The organism is Romboutsia sp. D33t1_170424_H2 (genome assembly GCF_015669105.1).
In the GTDB taxonomy this organism is placed as follows: Bacteria; Bacillota; Clostridia; order Peptostreptococcales; family Peptostreptococcaceae; genus Romboutsia_C; species Romboutsia_C hominis.
Window position 1 is genome coordinate 242,037 of the sequence record NZ_JADOZQ010000001.1, and the last position, 20,825, is coordinate 262,861.

Annotated in this window: 22 protein-coding genes and 1 riboswitch; all 22 genes read left to right on the top strand. The window is 27.0% G+C overall.

Annotated features, from left to right (window positions below; translation table 11 throughout):
* Position 1: 1 nt before the first annotated feature.
* The 22 genes from I4U66_RS01260 (at position 2) to flhA (ending at position 20,820) form a co-directional block, all read left to right on the top strand.
* On the top strand, positions 2-604 hold the full coding sequence (locus I4U66_RS01260) for an HAD-IB family phosphatase (protein ID WP_166504991.1): 603 nt from the start codon (positions 2-4) through the stop codon (positions 602-604).
* The gene (locus tag I4U66_RS01265; protein WP_166504992.1) at positions 577-1,227 is read left to right on the top strand and encodes an NTP transferase domain-containing protein; all 651 of its coding nucleotides are present in this window, start codon (positions 577-579) and stop codon (positions 1,225-1,227) included. The genes I4U66_RS01260 and I4U66_RS01265 overlap by 28 nt, the downstream gene beginning before the upstream one ends.
* Positions 1,228-1,500: 273 nt before the next feature.
* Positions 1,501-2,025, top strand: a complete 525-nt coding sequence (locus I4U66_RS01270; protein ID WP_240276285.1) for a class I SAM-dependent methyltransferase — start codon at positions 1,501-1,503, stop codon at positions 2,023-2,025.
* Between the two features lie 65 nt (positions 2,026-2,090).
* Positions 2,091-3,569 carry a CDP-glycerol glycerophosphotransferase family protein gene (locus tag I4U66_RS01275; RefSeq protein ID WP_195580893.1) on the top strand — a complete coding sequence of 493 codons (1,479 nt, stop codon included), beginning with the start codon at positions 2,091-2,093 and terminating at the stop codon, positions 3,567-3,569.
* 918 nt (positions 3,570-4,487) lie between these two features.
* Positions 4,488-4,569, top strand: a riboswitch (cyclic di-GMP riboswitch).
* A gap of 453 nt (positions 4,570-5,022) precedes the next feature.
* A complete protein-coding gene (locus tag I4U66_RS01280; protein ID WP_166504994.1) occupies positions 5,023-5,346 on the top strand; it encodes a flagellar basal body protein in 324 nt (107 codons plus the stop codon).
* Positions 5,347-5,350: 4 nt separating this feature from the next.
* Complete coding sequence (gene flgC / locus I4U66_RS01285) at positions 5,351-5,755, top strand: flagellar basal body rod protein FlgC (protein ID WP_166504995.1); 405 nt, start codon at positions 5,351-5,353, stop codon at positions 5,753-5,755.
* A gap of 15 nt (positions 5,756-5,770) precedes the next feature.
* Entirely contained in the window at positions 5,771-6,088 is a 318-nt protein-coding gene (fliE, locus tag I4U66_RS01290) for a flagellar hook-basal body complex protein FliE (RefSeq protein WP_166504996.1), read from the top strand.
* A 22-nt stretch (positions 6,089-6,110) separates the two neighbouring features.
* Entirely contained in the window at positions 6,111-7,673 is a 1,563-nt protein-coding gene (gene fliF, locus I4U66_RS01295; protein WP_166504997.1) for a flagellar basal-body MS-ring/collar protein FliF, read from the top strand.
* Between the two features lie 16 nt (positions 7,674-7,689).
* Complete coding sequence (gene fliG / locus I4U66_RS01300; protein ID WP_195580894.1) at positions 7,690-8,766, top strand: flagellar motor switch protein FliG; 1,077 nt, start codon at positions 7,690-7,692, stop codon at positions 8,764-8,766.
* Positions 8,750-9,526, top strand: coding sequence for a FliH/SctL family protein (locus I4U66_RS01305; protein ID WP_195580895.1), 777 nt, complete (start codon positions 8,750-8,752; stop codon positions 9,524-9,526). The genes fliG and I4U66_RS01305 overlap by 17 nt, the downstream gene beginning before the upstream one ends.
* The gene (gene fliI / locus I4U66_RS01310) at positions 9,523-10,830 is read left to right on the top strand and encodes a flagellar protein export ATPase FliI (protein ID WP_092926881.1); all 1,308 of its coding nucleotides are present in this window, start codon (positions 9,523-9,525) and stop codon (positions 10,828-10,830) included. Before I4U66_RS01305 ends, fliI begins: the two co-directional genes overlap by 4 nt.
* Positions 10,831-10,845: 15 nt before the next feature.
* Positions 10,846-11,286, top strand: coding sequence for a flagellar export protein FliJ (gene fliJ / locus I4U66_RS01315; RefSeq protein ID WP_166504998.1), 441 nt, complete (start codon positions 10,846-10,848; stop codon positions 11,284-11,286).
* A gap of 12 nt (positions 11,287-11,298) precedes the next feature.
* Positions 11,299-12,540: a flagellar hook-length control protein FliK gene (locus I4U66_RS01320; protein ID WP_195580896.1), complete on the top strand. Its 1,242-nt coding sequence runs from the start codon at positions 11,299-11,301 to the stop codon at positions 12,538-12,540.
* Between the two features lie 11 nt (positions 12,541-12,551).
* Positions 12,552-13,082, top strand: a complete 531-nt coding sequence (locus I4U66_RS01325) for a flagellar hook assembly protein FlgD (RefSeq protein ID WP_195580897.1) — start codon at positions 12,552-12,554, stop codon at positions 13,080-13,082.
* Positions 13,083-13,103: 21 nt separating this feature from the next.
* Positions 13,104-13,973: a flagellar hook-basal body complex protein gene (locus I4U66_RS01330; RefSeq protein ID WP_166505001.1), complete on the top strand. Its 870-nt coding sequence runs from the start codon at positions 13,104-13,106 to the stop codon at positions 13,971-13,973.
* 20 nt (positions 13,974-13,993) lie between these two features.
* Positions 13,994-14,809: a motility protein A gene (locus I4U66_RS01335; RefSeq protein WP_092926871.1), complete on the top strand. Its 816-nt coding sequence runs from the start codon at positions 13,994-13,996 to the stop codon at positions 14,807-14,809.
* Entirely contained in the window at positions 14,799-15,506 is a 708-nt protein-coding gene (locus I4U66_RS01340) for an OmpA family protein (protein ID WP_195236884.1), read from the top strand. Before I4U66_RS01335 ends, I4U66_RS01340 begins: the two co-directional genes overlap by 11 nt.
* Positions 15,503-15,979, top strand: coding sequence for a hypothetical protein (locus I4U66_RS01345; protein WP_207743597.1), 477 nt, complete (start codon positions 15,503-15,505; stop codon positions 15,977-15,979). Before I4U66_RS01340 ends, I4U66_RS01345 begins: the two co-directional genes overlap by 4 nt.
* The gene (fliP, locus tag I4U66_RS01350; RefSeq protein ID WP_092926865.1) at positions 15,963-16,631 is read left to right on the top strand and encodes a flagellar type III secretion system pore protein FliP; all 669 of its coding nucleotides are present in this window, start codon (positions 15,963-15,965) and stop codon (positions 16,629-16,631) included. Before I4U66_RS01345 ends, fliP begins: the two co-directional genes overlap by 17 nt.
* A gap of 13 nt (positions 16,632-16,644) precedes the next feature.
* Positions 16,645-16,914 (top strand): flagellar biosynthesis protein FliQ, encoded by a 270-nt coding sequence (gene fliQ / locus I4U66_RS01355; RefSeq protein ID WP_092926863.1) that lies wholly within the window; start codon positions 16,645-16,647, stop codon positions 16,912-16,914.
* A gap of 4 nt (positions 16,915-16,918) precedes the next feature.
* On the top strand, positions 16,919-18,745 hold the full coding sequence (locus tag I4U66_RS01360; RefSeq protein WP_166505004.1) for a fused FliR family export protein/FlhB family type III secretion system protein: 1,827 nt from the start codon (positions 16,919-16,921) through the stop codon (positions 18,743-18,745).
* A 17-nt stretch (positions 18,746-18,762) separates the two neighbouring features.
* Positions 18,763-20,820 carry a flagellar biosynthesis protein FlhA gene (flhA, locus tag I4U66_RS01365; protein ID WP_092926859.1) on the top strand — a complete coding sequence of 686 codons (2,058 nt, stop codon included), beginning with the start codon at positions 18,763-18,765 and terminating at the stop codon, positions 20,818-20,820.
* Positions 20,821-20,825: the final 5 nt, after the last annotated feature.

A 20,825-nucleotide genomic window follows, 5' to 3' on the forward strand; every position in this document is an offset into this window, starting at 1 on the left:
TTTGAGTAAATATAAATTTGTATTTGACCTAGATTCAACATTAACAAAACAGGAAATACTTCCTGAAATGGCAAAGTATATTGGATGTCATGAAAGTATTAGCAAAATAACAGAAGATACTATGTTAGGTAAGTTGTCTTTTGAAGAAAGTTTTCTAAAACGAATTGAAATATTAAAAGAGATACCTATAAAAAAAGTACGTAATATAGTTAAAAATATAACATTAAATGAAGAATTAATTAAATTTATTTTAGAGAATATAGATAGATGTATTATAATAACTGGTAATCTAGATATCTGGATTTGTGAACTCATGGATATGTTAGGTTTAAATGATATATATTATTCATCAAAGGCTTTAACGGATGGTCAATATATTAAATCAGTTGTAAATGTTATAAAAAAGGAAGATATAATAAAAGAAATAGATGGACCAGTAGTAGCTATTGGAGATGGAAGTAATGACTCAAAAATGATAGAGTATGCTGATATAGGAATTGGATTTGGTGCTGTTAGACCAATAGCTCCGAGTGTATTAAATGTTTGTGACTATGCGTTTTATGAGGAGGAGAAATTATGTCAGTTTCTAAAACGATTATTATAAGTTGCGCAGGAATGGGAACTAGATTAGGTCTAAATACTAATAAATCATTAATTGATATTGATGGAAAACCATTAATAATAAGACAATTAGAATGTTTAGACAAGTTTGATGATATAAGAATTGTTGTAGGATATCAAGCCCAAGAAGTTATTGACGTAGTTTGCTCATATAGAAAAGATATTACTTTTGTGTTTAATCATGATTATACTAATACAAAAACTGCTGCTAGTTTATCACTAGGGAAAAAACATTCTAATGAGATGATTATATCATTAGATGGAGATGTATTATTTAAACCTGAAGACCTCGAAAGATTTATATTAGAAGATGATGAAGAAGCAATAGGTGTTTGTTCTCCATATACTAATGAACCAGTATATATAGATACTGAATTTATAGATGGAACTGAACATGCAGTTAGTTTTTCAAGACAACATGGAAAGTATGAATGGACTGGGTTGTTTAAAATATATGCACATAAACTTAATAGCGGAAATGACCATGTATATAAAATGATAACACCTAATTTACCTTTAAAAGTAGTTCATGTAAATTTAAAGGAAATAGATAATATGAATGAATATAAAAAAGCTTTAGATTGGTATAAAAATGGATACAAATAAAATCGGTTAAATATGAATTTATAATCAAACCTTAACTAGGAGAAATGGGATGACGAAAAAAAATACAAGGGTATATAAAGAAAACATAAATATAAATAAAAAAGTGTAAAACTATTTTGGGATAAAAGAGCAGAAAAGTACACAGAAGATAATCCTTATAAAGCTGTAAAATGTAACGATAATGATTCTGAATATGCAAAATTATTAGATGAGTATGAAAAAGAGGTTATAATACCTAAATTAAAAATAGATAAAAATTCTAAAGTTTTAGATATAGGTTGTGGAGTAGGAAGATTAGCAGAAATGATAGTATTAAATAGTAAATACTATTTAGGTACTGATTTTGCAGAAGATTTACTTAATATAGCGAGAAAAAGAATAGGTTGTAATAATAGTTATGATTTTCAAATATGTGATTTTATAAATATATATGATAATGAGGTTGTAAAAAGTAATGCCCCGTTTAATAAAGTAATTTTAGCAGGTCTTATAATGTATATAAATGATGAAGAATTTAACATATGCTTTGAAAATTTACTTAAAGTCTTAGATAAAGAGGCTATGATATATATAGCATCACCAATTGCTACAAAAGAAAGATTAACCCTAGGTGATTTTTACTCTAATGAATTAAATAGTGAATATAATGTTATATATAGAACAATTGATGAATACATAGATGTTTTTAAAGTTCTTATAAATAATGGATTTAAGATTATAGAAAATGAAATGTTTCTAACTGATAAAAAACAATACAAAGAAACTGAGAGACACTATTTTATTTTAAATAGAGGTTAAACAATAAACTTATAACTAAAGTTACAATTTAAATCTTGGATTTATAGAAAGTAGTGTGATTAAAAATGAATGAAAAACAAAGAATAATAGAAATTTTAAAAACCTCAATAGAAGGGATTTCTTATATAATTAAAAATTTAAATACAGACTATGAGTTTATGTCTGAAATTTGTATACAAGCTATTAATACAGTTAAAAATAGCTTTGAAAATGCTAAAAAATGTGACGGTAGACTTTATAATCTATCAAATAGTATATTAGAAAAATTAAAAGATTTAAATAAAACAAAAGATACAGATACACTTTATGATTGCCAAGAAATTATTAATATGATAAATGATATGATAGATATTATAAATAAAAATATTAAGGAAAAATATAATATTGTTTTTATGCCATACAATGCATCTATGTGGAATAGCCTTGAAAGTATTTGGAAAGAAGCTAAAGAAGATGAAAATTGTAATTGTTATGTAGTACCAATTCCATATTATAAGTTAATTTATAATAGAAATGGGAATATGGACGCTATATTTACATATGAAGGTGATATGTTGCCTAAATATGTACCTATTACTGATTATAAAACATTTGATTTAGAAAAAATTAGTCCAGATGTTATATATATACACAATCAATATGATGAATATAATAATGCTACTAGAGTAGATAGCAACTATTTTTCTTATAATTTAAAAAAATATACAGATATGCTAGTATATGTTACTTATGGAATATTAGGTACTTATCCAATTTCATTTTATAAAGATTTTTACTCATTTATAGGAACAAGAGAATTTGATAAAGTTGTTGTACAATCTCATGCATTTGCAGACATTGCAGAATATAGTGGGGTAGCTAGAGAGAAATTATTGCCTCTTGGGTCACCTAAATTTGATGCTTTAGTTAGTAGTCTAAAATCAAATACTACAAATGAATATTATAAAAATAAATTTAAAGGTAAAAAGGTATTTTTATGGACTACAAACTTAATGAAAGTTATAAATGGAAGAGATAAAGTATTAGATGAAGTTGAAGAAGTCTTTAATAAAATTAGAAATGATTTAAACTATGGATTAATATATAGACCTCACCCACTGGAGCTGTCATATGTTAAATCAAGAGCCCCAGAATGCTATAAAAGATATAAAGAGTTATTAAGCTCAGCAAAAAATACAGAAAATATAATTATTGATAATTCACCTAGTTATTACGAAGCTTTTCAAATATCTGATGCACTAATAACAGATAGGTCTTCTGTATTAATTGAATATATGGCTACAGGAAAACCTGTTTTAATATATGACATAGAATTAAACAGAGAATACTATCATGAAAAAGTATTTGATATATTTTCTAATTATATAGTTGGTGAAGATGAAATGACTGTAGATAAATTTATAGATTTAGTAGTCAATAAAAAAGATTACAAAAAAGATAATAGAATTAATGCACTAAATACTGTTCTTTCAAATATTGATGGTAGTTGTGGAGAACAAGTTCACAAACATATAAAGCAGTGTATTGAAAATAATTATTTTTAAAATTTCACAATGATATTAAATACAAAAAGTCATGAATAACTTATTATATTAAGTAACTATTTTTACAAGACTTTTTGTATTTTATTATTAAAAATATTAAGTATTAATTAATACAGGTATATAATTTTAACTATAAGAGTATTTATAATAATTAATAGTTTTATACATATCCCGATAAGTTCATAAAATAAATCTAAATTAAAAGTAGTTAAATTACTACTAAAGTCTTTAATCATTTTTCAAAATCATGAATTTTTATAATATTATATGAACACAATATTAAATTTTCTTTAAAGAAAGAATAAATTTTAATATTGCAAATGTTATAAAATTTATCTAAGTAAAAACTAACTTTACTATACATTTTATTAGTATAATAAGCTTTGATTTATTAATAAGGTAGATAAGTATCATAAGAAATTTTATTAATATAATTGAGTGTTAAATCAATATTTATATCAAAAATATCTTTAGGAACTAATATAGATATAAATGTATTTAATTTTCTGGTTTTAATATTTTGAATTTATAAATAAAATTACAGTCATAATTGAAAAAAATAGGAATATTATCTAAATTTATAATATTTAGGAATTAATCTGAATAAGGATGTTTAAGTTAAAAATTTTTAGTGATGTAGAATTTATTGTCTAATACATAATTTGTATTATTTTAATAAAAAATATAAAGTTCTAATTATATCAGCCGTATAATATAAAATACAATATAAAATATAATATAAAATAAAATTACACTTTGTGATTTAACAAATAAGTTTAAATGTATTTTTAATATTAGTTTGAAAAAAAATAGTAAGAAAATACAAATAAAAACTTGATTAAATGGTAATTATACTATAATATTTAGTGTATGGAAAAAAATGTCGAAAAGTGTAAAAAAAGAACGAAAAACAACGAAAAACAAAATAGGCAAGCTAGAGAAATCTAGTGACGCAAAACTATAGGAGCTAAAGTAGAAACTATGCTAGCCAGTTGCAAAAAACTGTGTGTTTTTGTTTTCGATATATAAGGTTTATAATTTTGGAGAATTATGAATAATATATAAATTATTTTGATTGTTTGTGTCCAAATTATGCATCTCTATTTATCGACGCTGATATTATATAACTCTCTTTAGAGTTATTTTTTTTTGAAGAAATAATATTTTAATAAATCTAATAATTCAATTATATTATCAAAGTTCATTATGTATCTTACATTTTTTATTATAGGAAAAATTATGTAATAGTATAAATTATATAGAAAAAAATAAGTAAAAGTTTATAATTAAAATGATAAGAAAATTAAATATAAGAAAACGAATAATAAATATATTGATTTAATTTTATATCTAAAATAATCAAATTCTAGCAATGATAGTATGCTATGTAGTATACAAAATTACTCTTTATAGAGTGGTTTTTTGATTTATAAAATTAATGGAGGAGAGTAATATGGAAATCTATAATTTAATGAAAATGGGATTAGATGCTACACATTTAAGGAGTAATGCCATTGCAGAAAATATTGCTAACATAAATACTCCAGGGTATAAAAGAAAGTATGTTAGTTTCGAAGATACTTTAAAGAATAAACTAGAAATTCCTAGTATAAAGTTAAAGGTTGATAAGGAATCTGTGGTCAGAGAAGATGGTAATAACGTTGATATTGAACATGAGAAGGTTAATCAAGCAGCTACGACATTAGAATATAATGCGTTAGTAAGTCTTACAAATATAAAAATCGCTATGACAAAAAGTATAATATCTGGGAGGTAAATAAATGAGTGTTTTTAGTGGTATGAGAATTAGTGCAAGTGGTCTGACAGCAGAACGTATGAGAATGGATATAATATCTTCGAATGTTGCTAATATGCAGACTACAAGAACTAAAAATGGAGGAGCATATAGGAGAAAAGTAGCTAGCTTTGAAGAAAATTATGATGAAAAATTAGGGATGTTAGGTGTTAAAACAAAAAAGATTGAAGAAGATAAATCTCCTCTCAGAAAAATATATGAACCAAATCATCCTGATGCAGACAAAGATGGATATGTAGAATATCCAAATGTAGATTTATTAGCTGAAATGTCAGATCTTATAAGTGCATCGAGAGCTTACGAATCTAATGTAGATACTTTAAATGCTCAAAAAAATATGATATCTAAAGCTTTAGAGATAGGTAGATAGAAAGTAGGTGGTTAAATGACAGGAATAAGCAATATAAATATTAATTCTGATATATTCTCTAATGCTATTAATAATAAGACTACATATAAAGTTAAAGGAAATGAAAAGCCAGACAAGCAATTTGAAGATGTTATAAAGAATGCTATAGGTAAGGTAAATGATAGTATTATAAATTCAAATGAAAAGATAGAAGCGCTTATAAAAGGTGAAGATGTTTCTATGCATGATGTTATGCTATCAGCACAAGAATCTCAAATGTCAGTGCAACTTATGATTGAGATTAGAAATAAGTTATATGATGCTTACCAAGAAATTAATAGAGTGCAATTGTAATTCCTTAATAAGGAGCAGATAGATGAATTTTAAAGAGATAATAGAAAAAATAAAAGATTTTATAAAAACAAGAAAAGAAAAATTTAAGGAAATGAGAAAAGAAAAGAAAATAGCCATTATAGTTGGAGTGATTGCAATTATATTAGCTATAATATTTGGAATTAAGTATAAAAATGATAATAAATATGATGTTCTTTTCTCGGGTTTAGATTCAAATGATGCATCTGTTATAACTAAAGAACTAGAAAAAGAAAAAATTGAAACGAAAATAGAGGGCGATAGTATATATGTACCTAAAGATCAGGTAGATAAGTTAAGACTTGAACTATCTGGAAAAGTTTCAAATGGTTCTAAAGGATTTGAACTTATGGATGAAGGATCATCGTTAGGTCTTACAGATGAAGAATTTGAGGTAAAAAAACAAAGAATGATTCAAGGTGAACTAGAAAAAACTATAAAAACTTTTCCGCAAGTACAAGATGCAAGAGTTCATATAACAGAAGGTGAAGAATCTGTATTTGCTAAAGAGAGCATACCTGGAAAAGCAGCCGTTTATGTAGATTTAAATGTAGGAGAACAATTAAGTCAAGAACAAGTTAAATCTATAATATCTTTAGTATCCGCAAGTACACCAAATATACCGAAACAAAATGTTGAGGTAATCAACCAAAATATGGTCTTATTATCAGAAGGAATATTTGATGAAAATGGAAAATCAAATTCTAGCGATAATTCTAATGGGATTGATATTGCAACTAAGGCAGAAAGAGATCTAGATAAAGGATTAGAAAGAGATATAGTTAGATTACTTGAACCTATATTTGGAGAGGGAAAAGTAAGAGCAACTGTTAATGCTGATTTGAATTTTGACACTAATGAAAAAACTCAAACGATAATAGATCCTAACAAGGTTATAGTAAGTGAGTCAAAAAGTGAAAATAAATCTACAGAGCCAGTAAATACAGGTGGTACTGTTGATAACAATATGAATAATAAAGGCAATGTAAATGATGGAACTACTGAAAGTAAAAGTGAAGATATAAAGTATGAAGTAGGAAAGACAGAAATTAAAACTGTTAAGGCTCAAGGTGAATTAAATAGAATAACTGCTTCGGTTGCTATAGATGGCAAATTAGATGCGGGAGATATTAAAGACGTTAAAGATATGGTATCTAATACCATTGGTGTAGAAAAAAATAGAGGCGATGATGTAGTAGTTGTTGCTATGGACTTTGAAGCAAATGCTAAAAAGAATCTAAAAAATGCATTAGGTGATGAAGATGAAGTGGCTAAGTTATTAAAAACAACAGGATATATAGTAGCCGGATTATTACTAGTTATAGTAATAGCACTTATAGCTATATTTGTTATTAAGAAAAAGAATAAATCTAAAGAAATTGATGAAATAGATGAATCTAATGAAATAGATATGATAAATCAAAAGCTAGAAGAAATGGAAAAACATAGGCTACACAATTTAGAAGATGATGAAGATAATATGACTTTAGAGGAAGAAGTTAAGATATACGCTTCAGAAAATATAGAAGAAGTTACAGAATTAATAAATAATTGGTTAAATGAGTAAAGGGTGGTAGTTTGTTTTGGAAAATGAAGTTACTAAATCAGTAGAGAGTACTAAATCAGGAAATGCATTTGATTTAGGTGATATACCTAAAGTGAGAAGAGTTACTGGTGCTAGAAAGGCAGCAGTACTCTTAATGACATTAGGGACTGACGTTTCAGCGGATATAGTTAAAAATCTATCTGATAAGAAAATACAAAGAATCGGTGTAGAAATAGCTAATATACACACTGTCAACGCAAGAGAAAGAAGAGAAATTCTCCAAGAATTTATAGAACTAAATAAAGGAAAAGAATTTGTGTTAAAAGGTGGTATAGACTATGCAAAATCACTGCTTAATGGAGCTTTAGGAAACCAAAGAGCTAATAAATTAATAGAAGGAATTAGATATGATGCTTATACAAAACTGTTTATGGCAGCGAGAAAAGCTGAACCAGAGCAGATATTAGCATGTATACAAGGTGAAAGTACACAAACTATAGCTATAATCTTATCTCACATACAATCAGACAAAGCAGCTTTGATATTAAGTGAGTTACCACCTAAGATTAAAAATGAAGTTTCACTAAAAATAGGATCAACATCATCAGTATCACCAAGTGTAATAAAGGCCATTGATGAAGCTGTAGAAATGAAACTATCAAAACTTGGACAAAGAGAAATGGAAAGTTCTGGTGGTATTGATAGCTTGGTTGAAATACTTGGTAATGTAGATAGAAAAACAGAAAAAAGTATTATAAGTTACATAGAAGAAAGAAACAATGAATTAGCTGAGGATATAAAGGCCAATATGTTTATATTTGACGACATTGTAAGGCTTGAAAATTCTACTATTCAGAGAATTCTTAAAGAGGTTAATGTTAAAGATATTGCATTTGCTCTTAAGGGAGCATCTAAGGAAGTATCAAATGTCATATTTAGAAATCAATCTCAAAGGGCATCACAAGCTCTTAAAGAGGAAATTGATTTATTAGGAAAGATAAAAATATCTCAAGTAGAGGAAGCACAACAAAATATAGTTAATGTTATAAGACGACTTGAAGATATGGGTGAAATAACTTTAACAAGAGGATCAGATGATGAGTTTATCATGTAGTAACATAATAAAAGCTAAAAATGTTAATTTAAAAGGCGTAAAAACAATAAATAACCTCTCTCAAATTGAAAGTGAAGAAGAAAGAAAGCTTAGAGAAGACTTAGAAAAAAAATTAAGCGAAAAAAAAGAAGAAATAAATATTAAGTTACAAGAAGCTCAAAAAGAATATGATGACATTATAGATCAAGCTAAAGCTGAGGCAAGTCAGATAATTGAAGAAAGTAAGTTAGAAAGAGAAAAAATAGAAAAAAAAGCTTATGAAGAAGGATACAATCAAGGGCTTAAAAACGGATATGAAGATGGATACAAAGAATCATATGAAGAAAATATAGAAAAGGCAAAAAAAGAGTCTGAAGAAATTGTAAATAATGCCAGTAAATTATTGATACAAGCCAAAGATAAAGTAGCTGAGTATATGAATTTAAATAAAGAAGAAATACTAAAAATTAGTATAAGTATAGCTCAACAAGTTCTAAGGGATGAATTCAAATCAGAATCATCTATGAATACTTTATTAACTAAGGTAATTGAAGAGTATGAACTCAAGGAAAATATAGTAATAAAAGTAAATCCTTTATATAAAGATAGCTTAAAGAATGAAATATTAAGTTTAAAAGAATGTAATAAACTTAAAGGCGACGTATTCGTTTTAGAAGATGAATCTATAGATATTGGAAATGCTATTATAGAGAACGTAAAAGGAAGAATAATAGTAGGTGTAGATGCTGTAATAGATAAGGTTAAAGAGGAGCTATTATGATAGACATAGATTTTGAAAGAATACTTAGTAGGATAAAGGATATGCCTACTGTTATATCTGAAGGAAAAGTAAAAAAAGTTATAGGTCTTACAATAGAAGTCGAAGGTATAAAAGGATTTGTAGGTGAGTTATGCTCTGTATACAATAATTTAAATACCCCTATAAATTGTGAAGTTGTAGGTTTTAGAGATGGAGATGTAATACTTATGCCTCTTGGTGAGTTAACAGGAATTGGACCTGGTTGCAAAGTAATTGCACAAGGAGTACCACTTAGTGTTAAATGTAGTGATGAACTTTTAGGAAAAGTACTTGATGGCATAGGTAATCCAATAGATGAAAATATGATTTTACAAGGTGAGAGATATAGTTTATTTAATGAACCACCAGATCCAATGAGAAGACCTCGAATAACAAATATAATGCCAACAGGAATAAGAGCAATAGATGGATTTTTAACTTGTGGAGAAGGACAGAGGATAGGAATATTTGCAGGTAGTGGAGTTGGTAAAAGTACAACTTTAGGAATGATGGCAAGAACGGCAGAAGCAGATGTAAATGTTATAGCCCTTATTGGAGAAAGAGGAAGGGAAGTTTTAGACTTCATTGAGAGAGATTTAGGTGAAGAAGGCATGAAGAAGTCGGTAGTTGTTTGCGCTACATCAGATAAATCACCCTTAGTAAGATTAAAGGGAGCACTAACAGCTACATCTATTGCCGAGTACTTTAGAGATAAAGGTAAAAAAGTAATATTAATGATGGATTCTGTAACAAGATTTGCTATGGCTCAAAGAGAAGTTGGATTAGCTATAGGAGAACCGCCAGCACAAAAAGGATATACTCCTTCCGTATTTGCTATGTTACCAAAGCTTATGGAAAGGACAGGAATGTCTGAAAAAGGATCTATAACAGCTTTTTATACTGTTTTAGTTGATGGAGACGATTTTAATGAACCAATAGCAGATACTGTAAGAGGAATACTAGATGGACACATTGTTTTATCTAGGCAATTAGCACATAAAAATCATTATCCAGCTATAGATATATTAAACAGTGTAAGTAGACTTATGAAAGAAATTGCAGATGATAATCATAATAAAGCTGCATCATTTGCTAGAGATATACTTGCTACTTATAAAGAAGCTGAAGATTTAATAAATATTGGAGCTTATGAAGAAGGTTCAAATAAAAATATAGATATGTCTATTAAATATATAGACAGAGTAAATGATTATTTAAAACAAGGTGTTAATGATAGTACACCATTTAATGAAAGCAAAGAGTTATTAATTAATATGTTCAACTAAAGGAGACTGATGTAAGTGAGTAAGTTTAAATTCAAACTTCAAAAACTGCTAGATATAAAAGTAAAAGATGAGGAAGAAAGTAAATTAAGATATACACAAGCTCAAAATCAAAAAAGAATAATAGAGAATAATTTAAGGAATTTAGAAAATTCTTATAAAAAATACTCAGATATAGGAATGTCTAAAGATATAATTAGTCAAAAAATTACTATTAATTATTTAGCAGCACTTACTCAATCTATAAAATTAACTAGTGAAGATTTGAGAAAAGAAGAAATTAATGTTTCTAAAGCAAAAAAAGATTTTATAGAAAAACAAATAGATAGGAAATCTTTAGAAACCCTTAAAGAAAACGAACTTAATAGATTAAAAAAAGAAGAAGATAGATTAGAACAATTAAAAAATGACGAATTTGCATTATATGCATATATAAGAAATAGAACAAATATATCATAAAGGTGAATTAATATGAATTTAAATATGTCTATAAAAGCAATGACTAATGCAAAAGAAAATACTTTAAAAAAAACAGAAGGAAGTAAAGATATAGTCAATTGTTTTTTTGGCGAAATAGAATCAAAGCTTGAAGATATGAGTTTAAATTTCAATACAGATGAATCTAATAAAAAAGACATTGATTTTAATCTCCTTCAAAATATAATATTTAACCTTAAATACATATATGATTTCGTAAATGATGAGTTAAAAGAAGGTAAAGATGTAGAAGGGTTAAATGAAAGTATCAATAATATACAAGTTATTTTTGATTCTATGAATATAGATAAAAATAATTTAGAAATAAATATAAATAATAAAGAAGGATTAGAAACTTTAGAAAATACTTTAGGTGAAATTGAATTTAAGTCTAATTTATTAAGTAACAATGATAAAGATAAATTAAATGATTTATTAGAGAAAATAAATAATGATACAGAAAATATAATAAAAAAATTTGATATAAACGAAAACAAAAGTAGTAATAATATCAAATCAAAACCAACTTCAAATAGCAATGAATTATTAAATAATGATTTTGAAGATACTAAAAATTATAAAAAAAATGACTTAATAAAGGAAACTAAGTATAGAGAATTAGAAATTAATTCATTAATAAATAAAAAAAACTTAAATCAAAGTAGTAGTTTAGATAACAATGATCTACAAATAAGTAAGTTAGAAGACATCCTTAATAAAGGAAGCATAGGAAATCTAAATACAAATAATATTTTAAAAAATGAAAATACATATAATTTAAATGATAGCTCAGTTAAAGAGATTAGAAAAACATTTATAAATGAAGATATTATAAAAACAGTAAACTACTTAAAAAGAAGTGGTAATGAAGAAATAAAAATTAAAGTTAATCCAATAGAATTAGGAGAGATGACTATAAAACTTGTAAAGCATGGAGAAGAAAATAGTTTATCTATAACTGTTAGTAAAAATAATATATTTGACTTGGTAAATAAAAATATAAATGATATAACTAAACATTTGAATGATATGAACATAAAAGTAAAAGATGTATCAATAAATATAAATTCAGAAAATCAAAATGTATTTTCAGATAATCTAAACCAAAATTTTAATAATAAAAATAGCCAGCAAGAAAGACAGAAAAATAACCAAAGACGTATAAGAGATATTATGTTAGAAGATATAAATGAAATCTCTAATATAGAAGAAGATAATCTAAATATATTAGTATAGGAGAATACAAAATGAGTGGATTAGTAAGTATGAATAAACAAGATATAATAGGAAGTCAAAAAGTATCTAAAAATCAAAAAAGTCAAAAAACAGAAAATAACACTCCTATAATAATGCCGGGGGAAGAAAATAACAAAGAATTATTTTTAAAAATGCTAGTTGCTCAAATGCAAAATCAAGATCCTTTTAATCCTCAAGATCCCACTCAATATGTAACACAATTATCTCAATTTACTATGCTAGAACAGACAATGACTCTTAATCATAATATGGAACAAATGATGGGAATGACTAGTGGGTTATTAACTAATTCAGCATTAAATTCTGCGACATCTTTAATAGGTAAGGAAGTCGAAATGAATGCCACAAAATTAGATGAAAGTTCAAATAACACAAAGTCAGAAAATAAAACTATAAAAGGTATGGTAGAAGGTGTTCATATAAAAGATGGGACTGTATATATGGACGTAAAAGATAAAGATACAGGCGAAGTTGCATCTATTGAATATGCAGCTTTAATGAAAATAAATGAAAAAAATTAGAAGTTAAGGGAGATTAGTTTTATGTTAAGATCAATGTACTCAGGAATAAGCGGTATGAAAGCAAACCAAACTAAGATGGATGTTGTTGGTAATAATGTCGCGAATGTTGGAACAAGTGCATTTAAAAAAGAATCTGCAAGATTTTCTGATGCTTTAAACCAAACATTTTTATATGCAAGTGCTCCAGGTGGAGTAATTGGTGGAGTAAACCCTGGACAAGTTGGTATAGGTACTAAAGTTAGTGGTATCTTTAAAAATATGATACAGGGACCAATACAACCAACAGGAAGACCAACAGATTTAGCTATGGATGGAGATGGTTTTTTTACAGTTCAAACAGGAGTTAATCAATATGCATATACAAGAGATGGATCATTTAGTCTAGATTTAAATGGTAATTTAGTAACAGCTGATGGTTATAAAGTATTAGGAGAGGATGGAAATCCTATAGAAATACCAAAGGCAGTAGATGCAAATGGAAATCCAGCACCAGATGGAGCTAAGAATGTTAAAAAGGTATTATCTTTTAATATAGATAAGGAAGGTAAAATATCTTATTTATTAGAGGATGGTACAAAAATGCCATTAGTTGATAAAAATGGAAATATAGTTAAAGGAACACAGCAAAAACTTAAAATAGCAGTTTTTCAAAATCCAGAAGGATTAAAGTTATTAGGTGGAAATCTTTATTCAGAATCTGCAAACTCAGGACAACCGTTAAAGACAGCTGTTCATGGTCAAATTAACCAAGGAGCCATAGAAATGTCTAACGTAGATTTATCAGAAGAATTTACAGAAATGATAGTTACAACAAGAGCATTCCAAGCTTCTAGTAAAGTTATAACAACTAGTGATGAATTATTACAAGAGATAATAAACCTTAAGAGATAAAAGAGGAGAAAGATAAAGAAATGAAAAAGCTTGATATTTTAACACCAATAGGACTAGTGCTAGCTTTTGCTCTTGTAATGTTTGGAATATCTATGGGTGGGACTGGAATCAAACCATTTATAGATATGCCTTCTTTAGCAATAACATTAGGAGGATCATTTTCTGCAGTATTAGTAACATTTTCGGTTGCTGATATAAAAAAGATTCCTAAGTACTTTAAGTTATGTACAACATCAAACAATTTATACAAGATGGATTTAGTAGACCAGTTTAAAGAAATTTCTAAAAAGATAAGAAAAGATGGAGTACTAGCTATAGAAGAGGAAGTTTCGCAGATAGAAGATGAATTTTTAAAAAAAGGATTAGAATTAGTAATAGACGGTGTGGACACTGAAAGTATAAAAGAAATATTAGAAACAGAAATAGCAGAAAAAGAAGTACTTTATTCGGGTGGATCTAAAATGTTTAAAGTATGGGGATCTTATGCACCAGCATTTGGTATGGTTGGGACACTAATAGGTCTAATACAAATGCTTACAGACATGGGTTCTCCTGAAGTAATAGCAAGTGGTATGTCAAAAGCATTAATAACTACTTTTTACGGTGCATTATTCTCAAATGCAGTATTAAACCCTATAGGATTTAATATAGAAGGAAAAGGTGAAAAAGAAGTTGTATTTATGGAAATGATGATTTGTGGAATTAGCAGTATACAAAATGGAGAAAGTACAAGAGTAATAGAAGAAAAATTAATAGCATTCTTAGATGAAAAAGAAAGAGCAAAATATTATAAAAGAGAAGGAAATGAAAAGGTAGCAGATTTAGATGGCGCGTAAAAAAAAGAAAGGCGATGATGTCAATACAAATGCGTGGATGGACACATATGCCGATACAATAACTTTACTTCTTACATTTTTTATATTGCTATATTCAATGTCTGCAGTAGATACTCAAAAACTTAATGAGTTAACTGCTGCATTAAAAAATTCACTTCAAGGAAGTACAAAAGTAACTGATTTAAAAAATATAGACCAGCTAAAGGTAGCTATAGAAAAAGATGGAGATAAATTAGCATCAAAATACGAAGATTTATCTAAAAAATTAAATAAAATAATAGATGAAAAAGGTCTTAAAGATGACATAAAAGTTAGAGAAGAAGATAGGGGTATAGTATTACAATTAGGAGAAAATATATTATTTGACCCAGGAAAAGCAAATTTAAAAGAAGATAGAAAAAAAGTGCTAGATGGAATAACGAGTATAATAAAAAGCACTGATAATGACGTTTTAGTTGAAGGTCATACAGATGATGTTCCTATGCATAATAAAGAGTTTGCTTCTAACTGGGAACTATCAACTGCAAGAGCTGTAGGTGTAGTTGAATATTTCGTAGATGAGCAAAAACTAGATCCTATTAGATTCTCTGCAAAAGGATATGGAGAATTTAAACCATTAGTTAAAAATGATACACCAGAACACAGGGCAACAAATAGGAGAGTAGATATTTTAATTGTTGAGCAAAAGGAGAAGTGATAATAAACATCATGGATAATATGTTGCAATATATAATAAATTTATTGATATTTGTACCACTAATTTTAATCTTAATAGTAGTTTCTTTAAGATTAAGTAAAGCAAGTATGTCAACTATTGCAGGCAAAAAATATACTAAAGTTTTAGAAGTTACAAATTTAAAAAAAGACATAGATTTATTTGTTTTAAAGATAGGTGATGAGGGATGTGTATTAGTATCATCACCTTCTAAAGTAGATAAAATTAAGGATTTAACTAAAGAAGAAATAAATTCAATAGAAAAAATAAAAGATGATTCTGAAATAAACTTAGGGCAGTTTGCTCCAAGATATAAGAAATTTAATTTTTTTGGAAATAAATCAAAATATAAAAGCCTTAAAGTAAATAAATCAGATTATAATAATTTAAATCTTAGTAAATACAAGATAGATAAATTAAACTTAAAGAGGAATAAATATGGAAGATTTCGCTAGTATGATGTTAAAAAATCAGCAACATTTAGCTCCTTTAATAAAATTATTTATAGTTTTAACATTTTTAATGTTTTTGCCAACTGTAATATTTATGATGACAAGCTTTGTTAGAATAATTATTACACTCTCATTTTTAAAATCAGCATTAGGAGCACAGCAATCTATACCTAATCAGATTTTAATTGGTATAGCCATGGCACTTACCATATTTATAATGGCACCTACTATAAGTGATATAAATAAAACTGCAATAAAACCTTATATGGAAAAAAAGGTTGAATTTAAAGAAGCTATAGAAAAAGCTGAAGTACCTGTAAGAAAATTTTTATTAAAGCAGACAAGAGAAAAAGATATAAAATTATTTTTAGAAATGTCTAATATGGATGGAAAAAAAGTCACAAGAGATGATATTCCATTATATATATTAGTCCCAGCATTTGCTATAAGTGAATTAAAAACAGCTTTTCAAATAGGATTTTTAATATATTTACCATTTTTATTAATAGATTTAGTGGTATCAAGCACACTTATGTCTATGGGGATGTTTATGCTCCCTCCGGTTATGATTTCATTACCTTTTAAATTACTATTATTTATTATGGTAGATGGATGGAATTTATTAATAAAATCTTTACTTTTAAGCTTTAAATAATGAGGAGAATATTATGAATGAAACTATGGTAATGAGTATAGTAAAAGAAGCATTATATACAAGTATGTTGGTGGGAGGCCCAATTCTTATACTATCTTTAGTTGTTGGACTACTAGTAAGTGTATTTCAAGCAACTACTCAGATTCAAGAACAAACATTAACTTTTGTACCTAAGTTGATAGTTATAGCATTAACATTAGCTTTAGGTGGAAATTGGATGTTGCAGGAACTTATAAAATTTACAACAAAAATAATGAGTATAATAGCTAATATAAAAGGATAAAAAATTGATATTTATATTTATTAGAATAATAACCTTTTTTGCTATCATAAATGTAATATTTCCTGCAGGAACACCAAATATATTTAAAGTAGTATTTTCATTATTTATGTCTACAATAATAGCTTTTTCGGTACATGTAAATGTACACATTACTACAGTTTTACAATTAATAAATTACAGTGTAGTTGAAATAGTAACAGGATTAGTATTAGGATTTATAACAAGTTTGTGTTTTAATAGCTTAAAAATTGTAGGTAGCTTAATAGATCAACAGTTAGGATTATCTATGATAAACATATATGATCCTAACAGTAAAAATCAATCAACACTTATAGAAAATATAATGTATTGGATAGGTATTTTGGTATTTTTTACTATGAACGGACATCATAGTTTAATAGAAGGAATACAACATAGCTTCGAGATAATACCTGTAGGAAAATCTATACTAATTGGAAATTTCAATTACGTAATAAATGTATTTATTGAATATTTTGCAATTGGTTTTAAAATAGCAGTTCCTATTGTACTTTGCTTAATAATAACTGAGATAATAATGGGATTAATATCAAGAAGTGTTCCACAATTTAATGTAATGGTTATAGGAATGCCAATTAAACTTTTAGTAGGAATAGCAGTTTTTATTATAGGAATGCCATTTATACTAAAAGAAATTCATAACTTATTTAATCAATTACCATCTATACTAGATGGAACTTTAAAAGTAAAGCATGGAGTGTTAAGCTCTATTGGACCTGTAGGTATGATTTTATCTTCTAGTGGTGATAAAACAGAAGAACCTACATCAAAGAAAAAGAAAGACGCTAGAAAAAAGGGTAATGTAGCTAAAAGTAAAGAAGTAACAACTGCAATAACCCTAATAGCCATATTATTTATAATTGGTACAATGTCAAATTATATGATATCAGATTTTAAAAATAATATAATACATTATTTAAGTAATAATTTTAAATTTAATATGGATTATAACATATTACACACTTTGACAGTAAATTTAATAATTTCATTTATGAAGTTATTTTTACCAATAGGATTGATAATAATTGTATTTTCTGTAATAGGAAATGTTATGCAAACAGGGTTTATGTTTAACTTTGAGAGCATTAAGCCAAAATTTTCAAAACTTAATCCAATAAATGGATTTAAAAATATGTTTTCTATGAAATCTGTAGGAATGTTGATTAAAAGTATAGTTGTAATAGCTGTACTTTTTGAAATAGGATACAGTTTTATGAAAAAAAATTTCGAATTAATAATGAACAGTGGAGACATACATCTTCCATACCTTATATACACTATAGTAAATATAATAAAAGATTTACTAATAAATATAGTTTTAGCAGTAGTAATAATAGCAGTAATTGATTTTGTATATCAAAAGTATAGTTACAGAAAAAGTCTAAAAATGACTAAACAGGAAGTAAAAGAGGAATTTAAGCAAGTTGAAGGAGATCCTCATATAAAAGGAAAGATAAAACAAAGACAAAGAGAAATGGCTAGTAAGAGAATGATGCAAGCTGTTCCATCAGCTACCGTAATAGTAACAAATCCAACACACATATCTATAGCAATAAGGTATGAAAGAGGAAAAGATACAACTCCTATAGTTGTTGCAAAAGGAGCTGATGTAGTAGCATTTAAAATAAGAGAAATAGCCAAGGAACATGATATACCTATTTTAGAAAATAAACCTCTAGCAAGACTTATATATAAAGAGGTAGAAATAGATCAAGAAATACCAGAAGAAATGTATCAAGCAGTAGCAGAAGTATTAGTGGCTGTTTATAAAATTAAAAATAAATACAAATAGTTAAAAAGAGGTCATAGATGGAAAAACTAGATTTGAAGAAAAGATTTGATATAATAGTAGGATTTGGAATAATCGGCATTGTTTTAATGATAATAATACCACTACCTCCATTTCTATTGGATGTAATGCTAACATTAAATATAGCATTTTCATTACTAATATTATTACTTACACTTTTTTCAACTAATATATTACAACTATCAATATTTCCTACTATATTGCTTGTTACAACCTTATTTAGACTAGCTCTAAATATATCATCTACAAGACTTATATTAGGGCAAGGTTATGCAGGAAATGTAATAGAATCATTTGGAAGTTTCGTTGTAGGTGGCAATTATGTAGTTGGAGTAATAATATTTTTAATTATAATAATTATTCAGTTTATAGTCATAACAAATGGTTCAAGTAGAGTCTCTGAAGTTTCAGCAAGATTTACTCTTGATGCCATGCCAGGTAAACAAATGAGTATAGATGCTGATTTAAACTCAGGTACAATAGATGAAAAAACGGCAAGAATTAGAAGAAGAGAATTACAACAAGAAGCAGATTTCTATGGAGCTATGGATGGAGCATCTAAATTCGTAAAGGGAGATGCTATAGCAGGTATAATAATAACAACTATAAATGTATTAGGTGGAATTATTATAGGTGTTATAATGCTTGGGATGAGTTTTTCAGAATCTGTGCAAACATATATTAGACTTACAATAGGAGATGGTCTAGTTAGTCAAATACCAGCACTATTAATATCTACATCAGCAGGTATATTAGTAACTAGATCAGACTCAGATGAAAGTTTTGGAAATTTACTAGGAAAACAATTAATATCTATACCAAAAGCTATAGGAATGACAGGAATAGTTCTTATAGTATTAGGTTTTTTACCAGGGCTTCCAAAACTATCATTTTTCTCATTAGGTATAGGAGCAGTAGGAATTTCGTTTTTATTAAATAAAGCAGAAAAAGAAAAAGAAGCAGAATCTTATGACTTAGAATATAAAGAAGAAGATGCTCAAGCTAGTTTAGAAAACGCAGAAGATGTATCTAAGTTAATAAATGTAGAACCTATAGAAGTAGAAATAGGATATGGTCTAATTCCCCTAGTAGATGAAAGTAATGGAGGAGACTTACTACAAAGAATTGTATCAGTAAGAAGACAATGTGCTATTGATATGGGTATAATAGTTCAACCAATAAGAATAAGAGATAATTTACAGCTAAATTCAAATCAATATAGTATAAAAATAAAAGGAATTGCAGTAGCAACATATGATTTAATGCCATCTATGTTACTTTGTATGAATCCAATGGGAATAGATTCAAGTATAGAAGGTATACAAACAAAAGAACCTACATTTGGCCTTGATGCTTTATGGATAAATAAAGATAAAGCAGAAGAAGCAGAATTATATGGGTTTACAGTTGTAGATCCTACTACAATTTTAGTAACACATCTATTAGAAGTTATAAAGTCGAAGTCTCATGAACTTTTAGGACGACAAGAAGTTAAAGAAATAATAGATGAAACAAAAGAAAGATATAGTGCTGTTGTTGAAGAGCTAATTCCGGATTTAATGACATTAGGTGAAATTCAAAAGGTATTTAAAAACCTTCTTAAAGAAAAAATTGCTATAAAAGATAGAGTAACTATTTTAGAAACTTTGGCAGATAATGCAAGAAATACTAAAGATATAGAACTTTTAACCGAATATGTAAGAATGGCAATGAGTAGAAGCATATGCTCGGAATTAATAGATGAGGATAACTCTATTACAGTAGCTACATTATCTATGGAAATAGAAAATTTAATCGGAAATAATCTTCAAAGGTCAGTAAATGGAACATATCCAGCTATAGACCCAGACACTACTAATAAAATATTTAATAGTATACAAATGACAATAGAAGAAATTAACTTTACGAATAACAGACCAGTATTACTGGTATCACCAAAGATAAGAGCACCTTTTAGAAAATTAGTTGAGATTGTATTTCCAAATGTCTCAGTACTATCTCTTAATGAAGTTCCAAGTGATATTCAGATAAAAGCTCAAGGTGTAGTAAATATATAATATGG

Excerpts from the sequence above, each read along its gene's own strand:
- I4U66_RS01265 (WP_166504992.1), top strand. The coding sequence starts at position 577 with ATGTCAGTTTCTAAAACGATTATTATAAGTTGCGCAGGAATGGGAACT.
- I4U66_RS01275 (WP_195580893.1), top strand. The coding sequence starts at position 2,091 with ATGAATGAAAAACAAAGAATAATAGAAATTTTAAAAACCTCAATAGAA.
- I4U66_RS01280 (WP_166504994.1), top strand. The coding sequence starts at position 5,023 with ATGGAAATCTATAATTTAATGAAAATGGGATTAGATGCTACACATTTA.
- flgC (WP_166504995.1), top strand. The coding sequence starts at position 5,351 with ATGAGTGTTTTTAGTGGTATGAGAATTAGTGCAAGTGGTCTGACAGCA.
- fliE (WP_166504996.1), top strand. The coding sequence starts at position 5,771 with ATGACAGGAATAAGCAATATAAATATTAATTCTGATATATTCTCTAAT.
- fliF (WP_166504997.1), top strand. The coding sequence starts at position 6,111 with ATGAATTTTAAAGAGATAATAGAAAAAATAAAAGATTTTATAAAAACA.
- I4U66_RS01305 (WP_195580895.1), top strand. The coding sequence starts at position 8,750 with ATGAGTTTATCATGTAGTAACATAATAAAAGCTAAAAATGTTAATTTA.
- fliI (WP_092926881.1), top strand. The coding sequence starts at position 9,523 with ATGATAGACATAGATTTTGAAAGAATACTTAGTAGGATAAAGGATATG.
- I4U66_RS01320 (WP_195580896.1), top strand. The coding sequence starts at position 11,299 with ATGAATTTAAATATGTCTATAAAAGCAATGACTAATGCAAAAGAAAAT.
- I4U66_RS01325 (WP_195580897.1), top strand. The coding sequence starts at position 12,552 with ATGAGTGGATTAGTAAGTATGAATAAACAAGATATAATAGGAAGTCAA.
- I4U66_RS01330 (WP_166505001.1), top strand. The coding sequence starts at position 13,104 with ATGTTAAGATCAATGTACTCAGGAATAAGCGGTATGAAAGCAAACCAA.
- I4U66_RS01335 (WP_092926871.1), top strand. The coding sequence starts at position 13,994 with ATGAAAAAGCTTGATATTTTAACACCAATAGGACTAGTGCTAGCTTTT.
- I4U66_RS01340 (WP_195236884.1), top strand. The coding sequence starts at position 14,799 with ATGGCGCGTAAAAAAAAGAAAGGCGATGATGTCAATACAAATGCGTGG.
- fliP (WP_092926865.1), top strand. The coding sequence starts at position 15,963 with ATGGAAGATTTCGCTAGTATGATGTTAAAAAATCAGCAACATTTAGCT.
- fliQ (WP_092926863.1), top strand. The coding sequence starts at position 16,645 with ATGAATGAAACTATGGTAATGAGTATAGTAAAAGAAGCATTATATACA.
- flhA (WP_092926859.1), top strand. The coding sequence starts at position 18,763 with ATGGAAAAACTAGATTTGAAGAAAAGATTTGATATAATAGTAGGATTT.